This window comes from Aquabacterium sp. T101, assembly GCF_057219775.1.
The window spans coordinates 551,859-568,564 of record NZ_JBXVVZ010000001.1 but is presented as its reverse complement, the minus strand read 5'-3'; the positions used below and the strand labels follow the sequence as shown (position 1 = coordinate 568,564).

11 protein-coding genes are annotated in these 16,706 nt (G+C 72.8%); 8 read left to right on the top strand and 3 right to left on the bottom strand.

Features of this window, described 5'->3' with window-relative positions:
• Positions 1 to 13 precede the first annotated feature (13 nt).
• The 6 genes from AC2EAQ_RS02645 to AC2EAQ_RS02620 all read left to right on the top strand — a co-directional run bounded on the left by AC2EAQ_RS02645 (position 14) and on the right by AC2EAQ_RS02620 (position 6,665).
• Positions 14 to 1,936, top strand: coding sequence for a N,N-dimethylformamidase beta subunit family domain-containing protein (locus AC2EAQ_RS02645; RefSeq protein WP_484640165.1), 1,923 nt, complete (start codon positions 14 to 16; stop codon positions 1,934 to 1,936).
• A 259-nt stretch (positions 1,937 to 2,195) separates the two neighbouring features.
• Positions 2,196 to 2,444, top strand: a complete 249-nt coding sequence (locus AC2EAQ_RS02640) for a hypothetical protein (protein WP_484640164.1) — start codon at positions 2,196 to 2,198, stop codon at positions 2,442 to 2,444.
• Between the two features lie 15 nt (positions 2,445 to 2,459).
• A complete protein-coding gene (infA, locus tag AC2EAQ_RS02635; RefSeq protein WP_484640163.1) occupies positions 2,460 to 2,726 on the top strand; it encodes a translation initiation factor IF-1 in 267 nt (88 codons plus the stop codon).
• A gap of 108 nt (positions 2,727 to 2,834) precedes the next feature.
• Positions 2,835 to 3,137 carry an RNA-binding regulator gene (gene rbp / locus AC2EAQ_RS02630; RefSeq protein ID WP_484640162.1) on the top strand — a complete coding sequence of 101 codons (303 nt, stop codon included), beginning with the start codon at positions 2,835 to 2,837 and terminating at the stop codon, positions 3,135 to 3,137.
• A gap of 119 nt (positions 3,138 to 3,256) precedes the next feature.
• A complete protein-coding gene (locus AC2EAQ_RS02625; protein WP_484640161.1) occupies positions 3,257 to 4,252 on the top strand; it encodes an aldo/keto reductase in 996 nt (331 codons plus the stop codon).
• Positions 4,253 to 4,307: 55 nt separating this feature from the next.
• Positions 4,308 to 6,665 (top strand): Tex family protein, encoded by a 2,358-nt coding sequence (locus AC2EAQ_RS02620; protein ID WP_484640159.1) that lies wholly within the window; start codon positions 4,308 to 4,310, stop codon positions 6,663 to 6,665.
• Between the two features lies 1 nt (position 6,666).
• Here the strand turns inward: AC2EAQ_RS02620 and AC2EAQ_RS02615 are convergent, their stop codons facing one another.
• The 3 genes from AC2EAQ_RS02615 to AC2EAQ_RS02605 are packed head-to-tail and all read right to left on the bottom strand — an operon-like array spanning position 6,667 to position 12,171.
• Complete coding sequence (locus AC2EAQ_RS02615; RefSeq protein WP_484640157.1) at positions 6,667 to 7,314, bottom strand: response regulator; 648 nt, start codon at positions 7,312 to 7,314, stop codon at positions 6,667 to 6,669.
• Positions 7,289 to 10,600 carry a sensor histidine kinase gene (locus tag AC2EAQ_RS02610; protein WP_484640156.1) on the bottom strand — a complete coding sequence of 1,104 codons (3,312 nt, stop codon included), beginning with the start codon at positions 10,598 to 10,600 and terminating at the stop codon, positions 7,289 to 7,291. Before AC2EAQ_RS02610 ends, AC2EAQ_RS02615 begins: the two co-directional genes overlap by 26 nt.
• Positions 10,597 to 12,171: a methyl-accepting chemotaxis protein gene (locus AC2EAQ_RS02605; protein WP_484640155.1), complete on the bottom strand. Its 1,575-nt coding sequence runs from the start codon at positions 12,169 to 12,171 to the stop codon at positions 10,597 to 10,599. Before AC2EAQ_RS02605 ends, AC2EAQ_RS02610 begins: the two co-directional genes overlap by 4 nt.
• Positions 12,172 to 12,349: 178 nt before the next feature.
• Here AC2EAQ_RS02605 and AC2EAQ_RS02600 point away from each other — a divergent pair, with 178 nt between their 5' ends.
• Positions 12,350 to 13,462, top strand: a complete 1,113-nt coding sequence (locus AC2EAQ_RS02600) for an HD-GYP domain-containing protein (RefSeq protein ID WP_484640154.1) — start codon at positions 12,350 to 12,352, stop codon at positions 13,460 to 13,462.
• Positions 13,459 to 16,695, top strand: a complete 3,237-nt coding sequence (locus tag AC2EAQ_RS02595) for a PAS domain-containing hybrid sensor histidine kinase/response regulator (RefSeq protein ID WP_484640151.1) — start codon at positions 13,459 to 13,461, stop codon at positions 16,693 to 16,695. The genes AC2EAQ_RS02600 and AC2EAQ_RS02595 overlap by 4 nt, the downstream gene beginning before the upstream one ends.
• The last annotated feature ends 11 nt before the right edge of the window (positions 16,696 to 16,706 follow it).

The following is a 16,706-nucleotide window of genomic DNA, read 5'->3' as shown; positions in this document are numbered from 1 at the left end:
CTAGGGTGAGCCCATGCCGATCCGCGGGTACACCAGCATCACCGCCGCCTCCCCCGGTGGCCTGATCGACTTCCACCTCAGCGCCGGCGCCTCGGCGCGCAGCGTGGTGTTGCGCGTGGTGCAGGTGGGTCGCATGGACGTCGAGCGGACACGCACGACGCGGCTCGTCGGCGCCCATGCCGACCCCGCCTACGGCTCGCTCGAGTTCTTCTGGCCCGTGGCCTGGGCCCTGTCGGTGCCGTCCGACTGGCCGACCGGCCTGTACGTGCTGCAGGCGCTCGAAGGTCCGGGCCCCGCGGACTTCGTCCCTGTCGTCGAGTTCGTGGTGCGGCCGTCGCGGCCCGGCGCCTTGTCGCGCGTGCTCCTCGCCACCGACTTCATCACGCCGCAGGCCTACAACACCACGGGCGGACGCTGCTTCTACGGCTTCGAGTCCGGTGGCCGCTGGATCGCGCGCTCGCCCACCGTGAGCTTCAACCGGCCCCCCGAGCCGGCCTACGTCACCAGCACCATCATGCACGGCTTCATCCGCTGGCTGGAGGCGCAGTCGATCACGGTCGAGCATGGGTCGACGGTGGACCTGCATGCCAACGCCAGCCTGCTCGATGCCTACGACTGCCTCGTCTTCGGCCACCACGTCGAGTACTGGTCGCGGGCGATGCGCAGTGCGGTCGAGCGCTTCGTGCGCCGCGGCGGCAACGTCGTCAGCCTGTCGGGCAACACCTGCTATCGCCAGGTGCGGTTCGAACGCACCTATCGGACGCTGGTGTGCCAGAAGACGGCGGCCACCGATCCGGTCCCCGACCCCGCCGACGCCACGGTCGCCTTCGCCCAGCCGCCGGTGCATCGTGCGCCGGACGCGTTGCTTGGCGTCGGCTGGACCCATGGCGCCTGGTACAGCGAAGGGGGGCGCGTGCCCTACACCGTGCATTTCCCCGGTCACTGGACGATGACGGGTGCCGCGCTGGAAACCGGACAGCGCACGCGCCCCTTCCTCGGATACGAGACGGACGCCACTGGCTTCGTGATCGAGCCCGAGGGCCATCCGCGTGTCACGGGCGAGGAGGGCGCGCCGCTGTCAACGGTGGTGCTGGCCTCGGCCGAGTTCACCAGTCCGGCGCACAAGCCCGGGCTGGCCACGGCCACGCTGCTGGTTCGTGGTGGGGCCGTGTTCAGTGCCGGCACCACCGAGTGGATGGAAACGGTGCCCTACGACGCCGCGCTCTCGCGCATCACGCTCAACGTGCTGGGCCGGCTCTCGGCGCGCCGGCCTTTCGACTGGGAAGCGGTCGGTCATGCACGCGACGTCACGGCGCTGACGGCGCTGGAGGGACGGCTGTTCGCCACCACGCGCGACGACCGCCTGTGGCTGCGGCATCCGGTGCTGGCGGACGCGCGCTGGCGCCCGATCGGACACGCGAACCGCGTGTCGGCCCTGGCGGCGGACCGCGGGCACCTGTTCTGCATCGCCGCGGGCAACCTGCTGTTCTGCCGGCGTCCGCAGGAGCAGGACATCACATGGTCTCCGATCGGCTCCGGGCCGACAGGGGGCGTGCGCGCCATGGCCGGCCTGGGCGGCGCCCTCTACGCCATTGGCGGCGATGGCCGCCTGTGGACCCGGCCATCGCGACCGGAGGTGGTCGCGGGGCCCGACGCGGGCTGGCGGCCTTCCGCCGGTCCGCCCGCGCGGGCCGACATCGTGGCGATGACATCGCTGGCGGGCATCCTGCTCGTGGCGACGTCGGGTGGCCGCCTGCTGCGATCGAGTTCCGACTTCGTCGGCGAGAGTCTCGCCTGGGTCGACCTCGCGCCTTGCCCTGCCACGCGCGGGCTCGCGGTGGTGCAGAACATGCTGTTCTCCGCGGGTACCGACCATCGGCTGTCGTGGCTCGACCTGCACCATCCCGAGATGGGTCGGCGCAGCACGGCGTCCTGACGCGCCACAAAGGCGCTACAATGCGGCACGCGCCGTGAGTCTGCTCCCTGACCCGGCGCCTGTCGCTTGACAGGGTCCTCGGCCACAGAACCGCCGCAGCGCACCCAGGCACCTCGGGCCGTCATCCTCGGTCCCCCCGCCGTCAGCCTCCTCCCTTCGGAGAGCTCCACCCCTTTCACGCCGCCGGTCCCCGACATCGCGGGCCGGCCCGATTCCCTGTTCCCTGCGCCTCGGCCGGCCTCCGGCCTGGCGCCTGTTGATGACCAACCGCGAAAAGACTTTCTCGGTGGGCAAGTACCTCGTGTCTCCGCTCACCACCCTCACTCCGGCCGGCACCTACGCGCCGTCCGTCTCCATCCGCAGCGGCCACGGCCGCAGCACCCACGACCGGGTGTTCCGCCTCGAGGCCCGCTTCGCGCGCCGCGACGACGCGCGTCGGCATGCCGCCGACCACGGCCGTCGCTGGATCCGCGAGACCGGTTCGCCCCAGGCGCCGGCACACCCATAACACCGAGGAGCATCCATGGCCAAGGAAGAGCTGATCGAGATGAACGGCAAGGTCGAGGAAGTGCTGCCCGACTCGCGTTTCCGCGTGTCTCTGGAGAACGGCCACGTCCTCGTGGCCTACACCTCGGGCCGCATGAAGAAGCACCACATCCGGATCCTCGCGGGCGACCGCGTGGCGCTCGAACTGTCGCCCTACGACCTGAGCAAGGGGCGCATCACCTTCCGACATCTCGAACCCCGGGCCGGCGGCGCTCCGCGTCCCGCCCCCCAGCGCCGCCGCTGACCGCGACGGCACCCACCCCACACCCCCGTTCAACCCCCGCGCGCCAAGGCGTCCGATTCCTGGATCCACCGGGGTGCGCAATCTCCCTGCCAGAAAGGCAACTCTCCCATGATCAGCAAACTCTACGTCGGCAACCTGGCCTACTCGCTGTCCGACGCTTCGCTGCTGCAGCACTTCTCCGAGTTCGGTGCCGTCAACTCCGCCAAGGTGATGATGGACCGTGAAACCGGCCGCTCGAAGGGCTTCGGCTTCGTCGAGATGGAGTCGCCGCAAGCCGCCCAGGCCGCCATCCGCGGCATGAACGGCAAGAACATCGACGGCCGTGCGCTCGTCGTCAACGAGGCCCGTCCCCGCGAAGAGCGTCCGGGCGGCTTCGGCGGCGGCGGCGGTGGCCGTTCGCGCGGCTACTGAAGCCACGCTGCGCAGGCCGCTGCGGCCTGCCTGCACGACACGATGGGCCCCTCGGGGCCCATTTTTCATGGGGCCGGCGCTGCTATAACGGTGGCCCTCCTTCCCGACCGCGAGTCCCCATGCGCTATCGCAACCTCGGCAAGAGCCCGCTCCAGGTGTCCGAGTTGTGCCTCGGCACGATGATGTTCGGCGACCAGACCCCCATCGACGAAGCGCGCCGCATCACCGCGCACGCGCGCGAGCATGGCGTGAACTTCATCGACACCGCCGACGTGTACACGCTGGGCGCGTCCGAGCGCATGGTGGGCGAACTGCTCGCCGGCCAGCGCGAGCATTGGGTCGTGGCCACCAAGGTCGGCAACCCGATGGGCGAGGCGCCCAACCGCTCGCGCTACTCGCGCGCCTGGGTGCTGGCCGAGTGCGACGCGAGCCTGCAGCGGCTGGGCATGGACCATGTCGACGTCTACTACCTGCACCGCGACTTCAACGGCATGGACCTGGAGGAGCCGCTGCGGGCCGTCGACGCGCTGCTGCGCGCCGGCAAGATCCGCTACTGGGGCGTGAGCAACTTCCGCGGCTGGCGCATCGCCGAGATGGTCCACCTGGCGCGCCAGCTCGGCATGCCCGGGCCGGTGGTGTGCCAGCCCTACTACAACCTGCTCAACCGCCAGCCCGAGGTGGAGGTGCTGGACGCGTGCCGCCACCACGGCATCGGCGTGGTGCCCTACAGCCCGATCGCGCGCGGCGTGCTGTCGGGCAAGTACGCGCCGGGGGCGAAGCCGGCCGAGGGCACGCGCGCCGGGCGCGGCGACAAGCGCATGCTGCAGACCGAGTTCCGCGAGGAGTCGCTGGCCATCGCGCAGCAGCTCAAGGCCCACTGCGACGCCCGGGGCGTGGCGCTGTCGCACTTCGCCACCGCATGGGTGCTGGCCCACTGCGCCGTCAGCGCGGTGATCGCGGGGCCGCGCACCTTCGAGCAATGGGTGGACTACCTGGGCGCGCTCGACGTCGCCATCGGTGCCGACGACGAAGCGGTGGTGGACGCGCTGGTCGCGCCGGGCCACCCCTCCACGCCGGGCTACAACGACCCGATGTATCCGCTGGCCGGACGCTGAGCCGGGGGCCTGTGCCACACTCGCGCCCTTCGATTTTTCCGGTCCCCTCGTTCCCGTGACCCAGGACACACCGCCCACCGACCACCTCCAGCGCAAGATCAGCCACCAGCTCGCCGACGAGCTGAAGGTCCGACCGTCCCAGGTGCAGGCCGCTGTGGCCCTGCTCGACGGCGGCGCCACGGTGCCGTTCATCGCCCGCTACCGCAAGGAGGCCACCGACGGCCTCGACGACATCCAGCTGCGCGAGCTGGAGGCGCGCCTGGCCTACCTGCGCGAGCTGGAAGAACGCCGCGCCGCGGTGCTGCGCAGCGTGGAAGAGCAGGGCAGGCTCACGCCCGAACTGGCCGCCGCCTTCGATGCCGCGGCCACCAAGCAGGAGCTGGAAGACCTCTACGCACCGTTCAAGCCGCGCCGCCGCACCAAGGGCATGATCGCGCGCGAGGCCGGGCTCGAACCGCTGGCCGACCGCCTGTTCGCCGATCCGTCGCTCGACCCCGCAGCGCAGGCCGCGGGCTTCGTCAACGCCGAGGGCGGCTTCGCCGACGTGCCGGCCGTGCTCGACGGCGTGCGCGACCTGCTGGCCGAGCGCTGGGCCGAGGACGCCGCCCTGGTCGGCGCGCTGCGCGAGTGGCTCTGGGCCGAGGGCCGGTTCGCGTCGACCCTCGCATCGGGCAAGGACGAGCAGTCGCCCGAGGTGGCCAAGTTCCGCGACTACTTCGACTACGCCGAGCCGATCGCGCGCGTGCCGTCGCACCGCGCACTGGCGGTGTTCCGCGGCCGCACGCTGGAAGTGCTCGACGCGCGTCTGCTGCCGCCCGGCGCGCCGCCGGAACCCGGCCAGCCCTCGCCGGCCGAGGGCCGCATCGCGCTGCACCTGGGATGGCGCCACGCCGGCCGGCCCGGCGACGACCTGATCCGCCGCTGCGTCGCCTGGACCTGGAAGGTCAAGCTGTCGCTGAGCCTGGAACGCGACCTGTTCTCGCGCCTGCGCGAGGCGGCCGAGGCCACGGCCATCAAGGTGTTCGCCGACAACCTGCGCGACCTGCTGCTGGCCGCGCCGGCGGGCAAGCGCGTGACGATGGGCCTGGACCCGGGCATCCGCACCGGCGTCAAGGTCGCCGTGGTCAGCGACACCGGCCGCGTGCTCGACACCGCCACCGTCTACCCGCACGAGCCTCGGCGCGACTGGGACGGCGCGCTGCATGCGCTGGCGCGGCTGGTCGGCACGCATGGCGTGTCGCTGATCGCCATCGGCAACGGCACGGCCAGCCGCGAGACCGACCAGCTGGCGCAGGAGCTGGTGCGCCGTGTGCAGGCGGCCGTGCCGGAACACCGGCTCGACAAGGTGGTCGTCAGTGAGGCCGGCGCCTCGGTGTACTCGGCCAGCGAGTACGCGAGCCAGGAGCTGCCGGGGCTGGACGTGAGCCTGCGCGGCGCGGTCAGCATCGCGCGCCGCGTGCAGGACCCGCTGGCCGAGCTGGTGAAGATCGACCCCAAGAGCATCGGCGTGGGCCAGTACCAGCACGACGTGGACCCGCATGGCCTCGCGCGCTCGCTCGACGCGGTGGTGGAGGACTGCGTCAACGCCGTCGGCGTGGACCTGAACACCGCATCGGTGCCGCTGCTCGCGCGCGTGTCGGGCCTGTCGGCCGGGGTGGCCGGTGCCATCGTGCGCTGGCGCGACGCCCATGGCGCGTTCCGGCGCCGCGCCCAGCTGCTGGACGTGCCGGGCCTGGGCCCGCGCACCTTCGAGCAGGCGGCGGGCTTCCTGCGCATCCGCGACGGCGACGACCCGCTCGACGCGTCGGGCGTGCATCCGGAGACCTATCCCGTGGTGCAGAAGATGCTGGCAGCCACCGGCCGCACGGTCGACACGCTGATGGGCCGCAGCGATGTGCTGCGCGGCCTGCGCCCGGAGGCCTTCGCCGACGAGCGCTTCGGCGCCATCACCGTGCGCGACATCCTGGCCGAGCTGGACAAGCCCGGCCGCGACCCGCGGCCCGACTTCAAGGTGGCCCGCTTCAACGACGGCGTGCAGGACCTGAAGGACCTGAAGCCCGGCATGCAGCTCGAAGGCACGGTGACCAACGTGGCGCAGTTCGGCGCCTTCGTCGATCTCGGTGTGCACCAGGACGGGCTTGTGCACGTGAGCCAGCTCGCCGACCGCTTCGTGCGCGACGCGCGCGAGGTGGTCAAGACCGGCGACATCGTCAAGGTGCGCGTGATGGAGGTGGATCTGGCGCGCGGGCGCATCGGCCTGTCGATGCGCTCCGACGCGAAGCCGGGGCCGGGCGGCGCGGCGGGCGGCTACCGGCCGGCCGCGCGCGACGAGCGCGCGCCGCGCCGGGGTGCCGGCGATGCGGCCGCACCGCAGGGCGCCATGGCGGCCGCCTTCGCCAAGCTCCGGGGCTGAGTCAGCGCTCGTCGTCGACGTCGAGCAGGCCTTCGCGGATGGTCCAGCGCACGATGGCCGGCACGTCGGCCAGGCCGAGCTTGGCCATCAGGCGGCTGCGGTAGGTGTCCACGGTCTTGGGCGACAGGTGCAGCGACTCGCCGATGGCGGCGCTGGATGCGCCCCGCGCCACCATCAGCAGGATCTGCCGCTCCCGCGGCGACAGCAGGTCGGCGCCCGCGGGTGCGCTGGCCTCGCCGGTCAGCGCGCTCGCGGCCACCGCCGCTGCCTGAGGGCACAGGTAGCGCCGGCCCTGCGCCACCGCGTCCACCGCCTTCAGCAGCTCGGCGCTCGACGAGCCCTTGAGCAGGTAGCCCCAGGCGCCGTAGCGCATCGCCTCCGACACATGGCGCGGCTGGTCGGACATCGTCAGCACGATCACCCGGGGCCCCAGCTCGCGCCGCTGCAACTCGGCCAGCAGCTCGAAGCCCGAGCGCAGGCCCAGCCGCAGGTCCAGCAGCACGATGTCGGGGCGCAGCCGGGCCAGGTCCGCCAGCGCCGGCGTGGGCCCGGCCGCCTCGCCCACGACCTCGTGGCCGGCGTTCTCGAGCACGATGCGCAGTCCGTCGCGCACCACGCCGTGGTCATCGATCAGGTACAGCCGGGTCATCGCTCAGGGTCCATGTGAGGGTGACGATCGTCCCACGTTCGGGGGCGGAGTCGATCCGCAGTTCGGCGCCGATGGCCAGGGCGCGCTCGCGCATGCCCACGAGTCCGAGGTGGCCGGGCCGCCCGGCGGCCACCGGCGGCGGCATGCCCAGGCCGTCGTCGTGCACCCGCAGCTGCAGTTCGCCGTCGTCGCCCTCGATCGCGACCGTGACGAACTTCGCCCGGGCGTGGTGCAGCGCGTTGAGCAGCGCCTCGCGGGCGACCATGAAGCCGGCGTACTCCACGTCCGGCGGCCAGCGCTGGGACTGCAGGCGCGCGGCCACGTCCAGCCGCAGGGACGGCACGCCGTTGACCGGCCGATGCTGCTGCATCTCGTTGTCCAGCGCCGACACGAGGCCGAAGTCGTCGAGCAGCGGCGGACGCAGGTCGCCCAGCACGCTGCGGATCTGGCGGTGCGCCGTCTCGACCAGCTGATTCACCCGCTGGGCGATGGTGCCGCCGGTGTCCGGCGCCGCGTCCCTCAGCGCTTCCCAGTGCAGGCGCAGGGCGGTAAGCGTCTGACCCAGTTCGTCGTGCAGGGCCTGCGCAAGGCGGCGGGTGGTCTGCTTCTCCTGCTCGAGCAGCCGGCGCGTCAGCTGCATCAGCTCGGCGCGCGTGGTTTCCAGGGCGCGCTCCTGCGCCACGCGTTCGGTCACGTCGCGCAGGATCGCTGTCAGCACCGTGCGGCCGTTCACTTCCGCCTGCGAGATGGACGCCTCCAGCTCCAGCACACGGCCGTCGGCATGCACGCCCTGCACGCGACCCGCGCCCATGGCGCGGCGCGTCTGGCCCGAGTGCGCAAAGCCCTGGATGTGCGTCAGGTGGTGCTGCCGGGTCGCCAGGGGCAGCAGCCGCTCGAGCCCGGCGCCGGCCATCGACGCCGCATCGACGCCGAAGATGCGCTGGGCCGCCGGGTTGAACAGCGTGATGCGGCCGTCGATGTCGGTGCTGACGATGGCATCGCTGGCGCTGTCCACCACCGCCGCCAGCCGGGCCTGGCTGTCACGCAGCGCGAGCTGGGCCATGTGGCGCTCGGTGATGTCGACGAAGGTCGCCACCACGCCGTCGACCCGGCCCTCGGCGTCGCGCAGCATCTTCGTATTGAGCGAGATCGCGCGGAGGGTGCCATCGGGGCGCTCGATGCTCCACTCGACGTTGCGCAGATCCTCGCCGCCCGCCATGAGTCGATCGTGCGGATGCACGACCTCGAGCCCGGTGTCGAGCCAGCGCCGGCGCCAGGGCGCCTGCCGCGGGTGCTTGCCGATCATCGAGGGCCCGTCGACACCGCAGATGCGTGCCGCGGCGGCGTTGAACAGTGTGTAGGTCCCGGTGGCGTCCGAGATCATCAGGCCCTCGACCATGGTGTTCAGCACGTTCTCCAGCCGGGCCCGGCTTCGCTGCAGCTCGGCCTCGGCCTCGCGGCGTGCCGTCACGTCGCGCAGGATCAGCCCCATGCGCGCCGAGCCCGACGCCAGCCCGAGCGCGTACAGGCTGCCCTCGAACCCGCGCAGGCGGCCGTCGCCGGTCATCAGCTCGGCATCGATCGGGCAACTGCCGTGGCGGCGCGCGTCCAGGAGCCACGACTGCCAGGCGGTGCCGGCATGGAGCAGTTCGCCGATGGGACGCCGCATCGCCTCGGCCGCCGCACGGCCGGCGAGGCGCTCGGCGCCACGGCTCCACTCGAGCACGCAGCCGTCGCCGTCGAGCGTGGCCAGCAGCGTGTCGACGGCCGCGTCGGCCAGGGCGCGCAGGCGACCCGCCAGCGCGTCGGCCCGCGCCAGCGCCAGCTGTTCTGCCCGCCGGTCCTGGATCACCACGATGGCGCCGTCGAGGCGGCCCTCGGCGTCCAGCAGCGGCACCAGGTTCCACTGCACCGCCACCCGCTGGCCGGACGGGGTGCGGGCATCGAAGCGGGCCGAGACCTCGCCGGGGGCCAGGCTCAGGTGCTCGATCATCCGCACGTGTTCCGCGCGTTCGACGGCGTCGAGCAGGAACTCGCCCGTGACGCGGCCCTGCACCTGTTCCGTGGTCCAGCCGAGCAGGCGGGTGTAGGCCGGGTTCAGGTAGTCGACGCGCCAGTGGCGGTCGATCATGGCCACGCCCTGCGGCAGGTGGTCCACCACGCGCCGCAGCGCGCGGGCGTCCTGCGCAAGGCGGGCCACCAGTTTCTCGGTGTCGCTGTGGCTCGACGGGTCTGTGCCGAGTTCGCGCAGCAGCAGCTCGATGCCTTCGCGGCTGGTCAGATCGCCGTTTTCGCCCTGGGCGCGCTGGATCACCGCGTCGAACACCGGGCTCCAGGGCTTGAGCACCCGCCGCGCCCACAGCGCGCCGACCAGCGCCACGGCCACGGCGGCCAGCCCGCCGATCAGCGCCATCGACGCCAGCAGGGTGGTGGACGAGGCCAGCGCCGAGGAACGCTCCTGCAGCACGATGACACGCCAGGGCAGGGGAGAGACCTCGTTGCCGATCGCGAGCGGGTGGGCCGCGGCAAAGTAGCGGCGCCCGTCGAGCGACTTCACGTCGCGCGGCCGGTCGAGCGCGGCCGGCAACCCGTCCGGCACCTGCTCGCCCGGCAGCACGTTGCGCGAACCCGCGCCGGAGACGAGGTACACGCCGATCGAAGGCACCGCGCGGCCCGCCGCGTCGCCGCCCGAGCGGGCGCGAAGCTGGTCGATCCAGCCCACGCCAAGGTGGGCCGCCAGCACGCCCACCACCTTGCCCTCGGCGTCGCGGACCGGCTCGCCGATGTCGATCAGCTCCTCCATGCCCCGGCCGCTGGCCTGCATCAGGCGCGCCAGGGCGACGGCCGGGTGCACGTCGCCGAGCCAGGTGCCCGAGCGCGACTGCAGGTACACCGGCCGGGCCGCCAGGGACTGGCCCTCGAGCCAGCCGCGGGTGGCGGCCAGCACGGTGCCGTCCATGCCGATCAGGCCGATCCAGATGTACTGCGGGGCCTGGGCCTGCAGGCGCTCCAGCTCGGCGCGGACCTTCGGCGCAGAGACCGCGCCGCTCATCAGCGGCGACCGCGCCAGCATGCGGATGTCGCGCACGCTGGCGCGCAGCTGGTCGTCGATCGCGTGGGCCAGCACCGTGGCACGGTACTCCAGGCGCAACAGGGTGCGCCGGGCGTCCTCGTCCACCGCCAGCCAGCGGGCCAGGCCGAGCAGGATCAGCGTGACCAGCAGCACCGACGCGGCCGGCAGCAGCGCATAGCGCGCGGTCACCGGCCAGCGAGAACCCAGACTCATGAGCGCACTGTAGCCTCGCTTCCGACGCGGAAGATGCGCACCGCCTGCACCACGGTCTCGGCCTGCGCCGCCAGCGACGCGGCGGACGCCGACAGCTCCTCGACCAGCGCGGCGTTGTGCTGCGTCAGCGAATCGATCCCGGCGACGCTGGAGTTGATGTCGCTCACGCCGGCGCTCTGCTGCACCACCGCCGTGCCGATGCGGGCGATCAGCGCGTTCATCTCGGCCACGGCATGTTCGGCCTCGTTGGCCGAGCGGCCGGTGTCGTCGACGATGCGCACGCCCTGGTCGACGCGCTCGCGGGTGTCCTCCACCAGCGTCTTGATCTCGCGCGCGGACGTGCTGGCCTGCTGCGCCAGTGCGCGCACCTCGCCGGCCACGACCGCGAAACCGCGGCCGGACTCGCCCGCGCGGGCCGCCTCCACCGCGGCGTTCAGCGCCAGCAGGTTGGTGCGGAACGAGATGCCTTCCATGACGGTGACGATCTCCGAGATGCGGTCGGACGCCTTGCGCACGCCGTCCATGTGCTCGCCGGCGGCCTGGCTGGTCTGCCCGGTGCGGCGCGCCGCGGCCGTGGTGGACTCGCCCAGCCGGCTGGCGTCACGGGCGCCGTCGGCGGTGTGGCGCACGTTGGCGGCGATCTGCTCCAGCGCCGCGGCCGCCTGCTGCAGGTTGCTGGACTGCGCCTCGGTGCGCTGGCCGAGGTCGCGGCCGGCGGCCGAGATCTCTTCGCAGGCCAGGTGCACGCCCTCGACCTCGCGCCGCACGTCGCCGACGACGGCGCGCAGGTTGACGTTGAGTTGGTTCAGGGCGCGCGCCGCGCGGCCGAACTCGTCGTCGTGGGCCGCGTCGAGCTGGCCCGTCAGGTCGCCCGCGGCCATGCGCTCGGCCATCGCAGCCACGCGGCGCAGCGGCGCGTTGGCCCGATGTGCGGTCCACCAGGCCAGCGGCAGGCCGATCAGCAGGCCGACGCCGACCAGGGCGGCAAGGCCACCCGCCGGCCAGGCGGCGCCCACGCCGACGGCCAGCCCCACGGCGGCGACGATGACCGCGTCTCGCGTCAGTGCCGGCGCGCGGTCGGCCGTCCGCCGCAGCACGCCGCGCCAGCCGGTGGGCATCAGTCGGCCGGCGCGCAGCGTGGTGCGCAGCGCGCCGGCGGCGGCCTCGTCGCGCATCGACGCGTACAGCGATTCCGCCATGGCCACCTCGTCGCGCGAGGGCTTGGTGCGCACCGACATGTAGCCGCTGATCGCCCCCCCGTCGAGCACGGGGGTCACGTTGGCCCGAACCCAGTAGTGGTCGCCGTCCTTGCGCCGGTTCTTGACCAGGGCGGTCCAGGGGCGGCCGGACTCCAGCGTGGCCCACATGTCGCGGAACGCCTCGGCCGGCATGTCCGGATGGCGGATCAGGTTGTGGGGCTGCCCGATCAGCTCGTCGCGGGTGAATCCGCTGGCGGCGACGAAGGCAGGGTTGCAGTAGGTGATGCGGCTCTTCAGATCCGTCGTGGACACCAGGGGAAGGTCGTCCGGGATCAGGTACTCGCGTTGGGTGACGGGGCCGTTGTTGCGCATGGGTCTGCTTCGCAGTGGGTCGATGTCCGCACTATCGGCCCAGGTCGGCCCCGCCTGAGCACGGGACCTGTAGGGAGTTCTCGACACGGCGCGTGGGGAGCCCTGTCGACCGTTCCAGGCGGTCTGCATCGGGGCCCGGCCGGGCCGAAGATGGCGCATCCATCCGAGGTGCCAGCCCATGCTTTCACCCTTTCCTGTCGAACGCGCCACCGTGCTGGTGGTCGACGACGTACCCGACAACCTGCTGGTGGCCTGCGACCTGCTGCGCGAGGACGGCTACGTGGTGCGCGCCGCGAATTCCGGTGCCGCCGCGCTGCGGTATGCGCGCCAGCGGCCCCCACCCGACCTGATCCTGCTCGACATCATGATGCCGGGCATGGACGGCTATGAGGTGCTGCGCGAGCTGCAGGCCGACCCGGTCACCGCCGACATCCCGGTGATCTTTCTCACCGCCCGTGGCGAGGAGATCGACGAGGAGCATGGCCTGGCGATCGGCGCGGCGGACTACCTGCGCAAGCCGATCCGGCCGCTGGTGATGCTGGCGCGGGTGCGCACCCAGATCCTGGCCCGCCACACGCGGCGCTCGATGGCCGAGGCCAACCGGCGGCTGACCGGCGAGCTGGGCGAGAGCAAGGCCGAGCTGCAGGCGGCGCGGCGCGTGGGCATGCGGGCCCTGGCCCACCTGGCCGAGCTGCGCGATCCCGAGACCGGCAACCACATCCTGCGCACCCAGTGCTATGTGCGCGAGCTGGCGCTGGCGCTGCGGGCCGACCCGGCCCATGCCGCGGTGCTCGACGACCGCATGGTGGACTGGATGGCCGAGTCGGCGCCCTTGCACGACATCGGCAAGGTCGGCATCCCGGACGCCATCCTGCTCAAGCCCGGGCCGCTGACGGCCGAAGAGTGGGTGGTGATGCGCACCCACACCACGATCGGCGCCCAGGCGATCGAGGCGGCCGAGCGCAGCCTCGGCGAGGTGGTCGACTTCTTCGCGGTGGCCAAGCAGATCGCGCTGTCGCACCACGAGCGCTGGGACGGCAAGGGATACCCGCAGGGTCTGGCGGGCGAGGCCATTCCGCTGGCGGCGCGCATCATGGCCGTGGCCGACGTGTTCGATGCGCTGACCTCGGCCCGTTGCTACAAGCGCGCGATGCCGGTGGACGAGGCGGTGCGCATCGTCGAAGCGGAGGCAGGGCGGCGCTACGACCCGGCGGTGATCGCGGCCTTCCGACTTGCCCTCGACCGGCTGGTGGCCATCGCCCACCGCTACGCGGACGCCGCCGCCGCGTGAGCCCGACGCTGCCGCACGGGTCGACCCGCCGCGCGCTGATCGCGGGGGGGGCGATCGTTCTGCTGACCGTGGCCGCCTTCTGGGCCACGTGGCAGAACCACCAGCGGCACCGCCTCGAGGACCTGCATGGCGTCGCCGACAGCGCGGCGCACGCGCTCGACGACTGGGTGGGCGAGCAGCTGATGGACGCGCGGGCCTACCGCGCCAGCCAGATGTGGGCCGACCTCGTGGGCCGTTGGCGCGGGAACCCGTCCGATCCGACCGTGCCGCAGCGGCTGACCGAGCTGGGCGAGATCAAGCAATGGCAGGACGTGAGCGTGTACAACGAACGCGGTGCCCTGTACTGGAGTTCGGCACCCAACGCGGTGCCGCCGCGGCTCGACGGCGCCGTGCAGGCCCGCATCGAGCGCAACGACATCGTGTTCGAAGCGCCGGTGAGCGACGATCGCGGGCTCACGCTGGCCCTGTCCACGCCGCTGGGCCGCGACACGGGCGGGCCGCACTGGGTGCTGCGCGTGCGGTGGGACGGCAACCGGGCCGTCGGGCGCGTGGTGTCTCGCCTGAAGGCGGCGCATGTCGCCGGGGACTTCGTGCTGCTGCTGCCGCGCAGCGGGGGCGGCTGGGACGCCCTGGCGGCGGTCCCTCAGGACACCCAGGCGCATGCGGCCGAGACCGGCGTGGTGTTGGTGTCACGCCCCGCGCTGGCCCGGCGGCTGCCCGCCGGCATCGGCACGGCGCACCTGGTCGAGGCCGTCGACGAATGGGGCGCGGGCTACAACGCTGCCCTGCACGACGTGCCGGCGGCGGGCTGGCGCGTGATGATGCTGTCCGACGACGCGGCCTACCTTCGGTCCGAGCTGGCGGGCGCCATGTGGATCGGTCTGAGCGGCCTGCTGGCCCTGACGGCCACCGGGGTGGCGCTGCGCCTGCGCCGTCGTGACGAGGCCCTGGCGCATGCCGAGGCAGCCCAGCGTCACCATGAGGACCTCAAGCGCACCCTGGCCCTGCTGCACACCGTGATGGACAGCTCGGGCGTCGTGATGGTGGCCCAGGACCTGAAGGGCGGTTGCCTGCTGTGCAGCGACGAGGCGGCCCGGCTGGCCGGTCTGCGCGAGCCGCCGTTGCACGGCACGGCGCTGGCCGGCCTGCTGCCGCGCGAGATGCTGCTGCTCCCGGGCAGCGCCGCCGAGCCGGTGAACTCGGGCACCGACGAACGCTGGACCACCCGCGTCGGGCCGCGCATCTACTGGGTGGCGCGGGGCACGCTGCGCGACGAACAGGGCGAAGCCTTCGGCACCTACGTCATCGCCCGCGACGTGACTCCGGTGCGCGAGAGCGCTGCGGCGCTGCAGCGCAGCGAGCAGCAGCTGGCGCTGGCCCTGCACGGCGCGGGCCTGGGCCTGTGGGACTGGCATGTGCCCAGCGGCCGGCTGGAGATCAACCAGCGCTGGGCCGAGATGCTCGGCTACCGCCTCGAGGACATCGAGCCGCACTTCGACACGTGGCATGCCCTGGTGCACCCCGACGACCTGGCGCCGGTGGACGAGGTGCTGCGGCCGCACCTGGAAGGCCGCAGCCCGGACTACCGCTGCCAGCACCGCCTGCGCCACCGCGACGGCCATTGGGTCTGGGTCCTGGCCGCGGGCCGCGTGGTGGAGCGCGATGATCATGGCCAACCGGTGCGCGCAGTCGGCATCCACCTCGACATCAGCGACCGGCGTGTCGCCGAGGCCGCCCTCGAGCAGTCGCGGCAGGACCTGGAGCGGCGCGTGGCCGAGCGCACCGAGGCTCTGGCCGAGGCGACCCGCCGCGCCGAGGCGGCCAGCCTGGCCAAGAGCGCCTTCCTGGCCAACATGAGCCACGAGATCCGCACGCCGATGAACGCGATCATCGGCCTGTCGCACCTGATGGCCGAGCATGCCGGCGACGCCCAGCAGGCCGAGCGCATCGCCAAGGTCGAGCGCGCCGCCAACCACCTGATGGTCATCATCAACGACATCCTCGACCTGTCCAAGATCGAGGCTGGCCGCCTGTCGCTGGAGCAGGTGCCGTTCCGGCTCGGCGAGTTGCTCGAACAGGTGCGCACCCTGGTGGCGCCGCAGGCCGCGTCGAGGGGTCTGTCCCTGTCGGTGCAGGCCGACGGCGTGCCCGACCACCTCGTGGGCGACCCGACCCGCGTGCGGCAGGCGCTGCTCAACCTCGCTGCCAACGCCGTCAAGTTCACCCCCAGCGGCAGCGTCGTGCTGCGGGTGCGCCCCCTGCCCAGCGAGGCGTCGGCGGTGCTGCTGCAGTTCGAGGTGGAAGACACCGGCATCGGCCTGCGGCCCGACCAGATCGAGCGCCTGTTCCAGCCGTTCGCGCAGGGCGACGACTCGACCGCGCGCCGCTTCGGCGGTACCGGCCTCGGCCTGGCCATCACGCGCCGCCTGGCCGCGATGATGGGCGGCGAGGTTGGCGTGCGCAGCCAGCCCGGCCTCGGCAGCTGCTTCTGGTTCAGCGCCAGCTTCCGCCCGGCCCCCGCGGTGCAGCCGGCGCTGCCGCGGCGCACCGATGCCCTGGCCGCCCTGCGCGCCGGGCCCGCAGGGCGCCGCGTGCTGGTGGCTGACGACGACCCGGTGAACCAGGAAGTGGCCTGCGCGCTGCTGCAGCGGGCCGGGCTTCAGGCCGGCGTGGTGAGCACCGGCCAGGCCGCCGTCGAGGCCGTGCTGGGCGGCTGCTACGACGCGGTGCTGATGGACCTGAACATGCCGGTGCTGGACGGCCTGGGGGCGGCGAGGGTGCTGCGCGACGCGGGCAGCCGGGTGCCGATCGCCGCCATCACTGCCAGTGCGTTCGACGACGACCGGCTGCGTTGTCGCGAGGCCGGCATGGACGGGTTCGTGGCCAAACCCTTCCAGCCCGACGACCTGTACCAGTGGCTGCTGGAGGTGCTGCCCGGCGCGGACATCGCGGGTGTCGCGCCGAACACTGGGCCCGAGCCGTTGGCGGCGCGCCCTGCTGTGAGCCGGCCCGACCTGGCCGACCTGCTGCTGCAGTTGCGCGCGATGCTGGAGCGGGGCGACTCGGCGGCCCACGCCCTGGCGCTGGAGCATCGTGCGGCCCTGACGCAGGCTTTCGGGCGCCCCGGGGCTCGGCTCGTGGACCGGGTGATGGAGTTCGACTTCGAGGCGGCCAGCCGCGTCGTGGCCGAACTGCTCGAGGCGCAGCACGAGGCACGGCTGACCGAGGCCTGAGCCGCCGCCGC

What these genes read in the sequence shown, in the direction of transcription:
- AC2EAQ_RS02645 (WP_484640165.1), top strand. Translation starts at nt 14, where the DNA reads ATGCCGATCCGCGGGTACACCAGCATCACCGCCGCCTCCCCCGGTGGC.
- AC2EAQ_RS02640 (WP_484640164.1), top strand. Translation starts at nt 2,196, where the DNA reads ATGACCAACCGCGAAAAGACTTTCTCGGTGGGCAAGTACCTCGTGTCT.
- infA (WP_484640163.1), top strand. Translation starts at nt 2,460, where the DNA reads ATGGCCAAGGAAGAGCTGATCGAGATGAACGGCAAGGTCGAGGAAGTG.
- rbp (WP_484640162.1), top strand. Translation starts at nt 2,835, where the DNA reads ATGATCAGCAAACTCTACGTCGGCAACCTGGCCTACTCGCTGTCCGAC.
- AC2EAQ_RS02625 (WP_484640161.1), top strand. Translation starts at nt 3,257, where the DNA reads ATGCGCTATCGCAACCTCGGCAAGAGCCCGCTCCAGGTGTCCGAGTTG.
- AC2EAQ_RS02615 (WP_484640157.1), bottom strand. Translation starts at nt 7,314, where the DNA reads ATGACCCGGCTGTACCTGATCGATGACCACGGCGTGGTGCGCGACGGA.
- AC2EAQ_RS02610 (WP_484640156.1), bottom strand. Translation starts at nt 10,600, where the DNA reads ATGAGTCTGGGTTCTCGCTGGCCGGTGACCGCGCGCTATGCGCTGCTG.
- AC2EAQ_RS02605 (WP_484640155.1), bottom strand. Translation starts at nt 12,171, where the DNA reads ATGCGCAACAACGGCCCCGTCACCCAACGCGAGTACCTGATCCCGGAC.
- AC2EAQ_RS02600 (WP_484640154.1), top strand. Translation starts at nt 12,350, where the DNA reads ATGCTTTCACCCTTTCCTGTCGAACGCGCCACCGTGCTGGTGGTCGAC.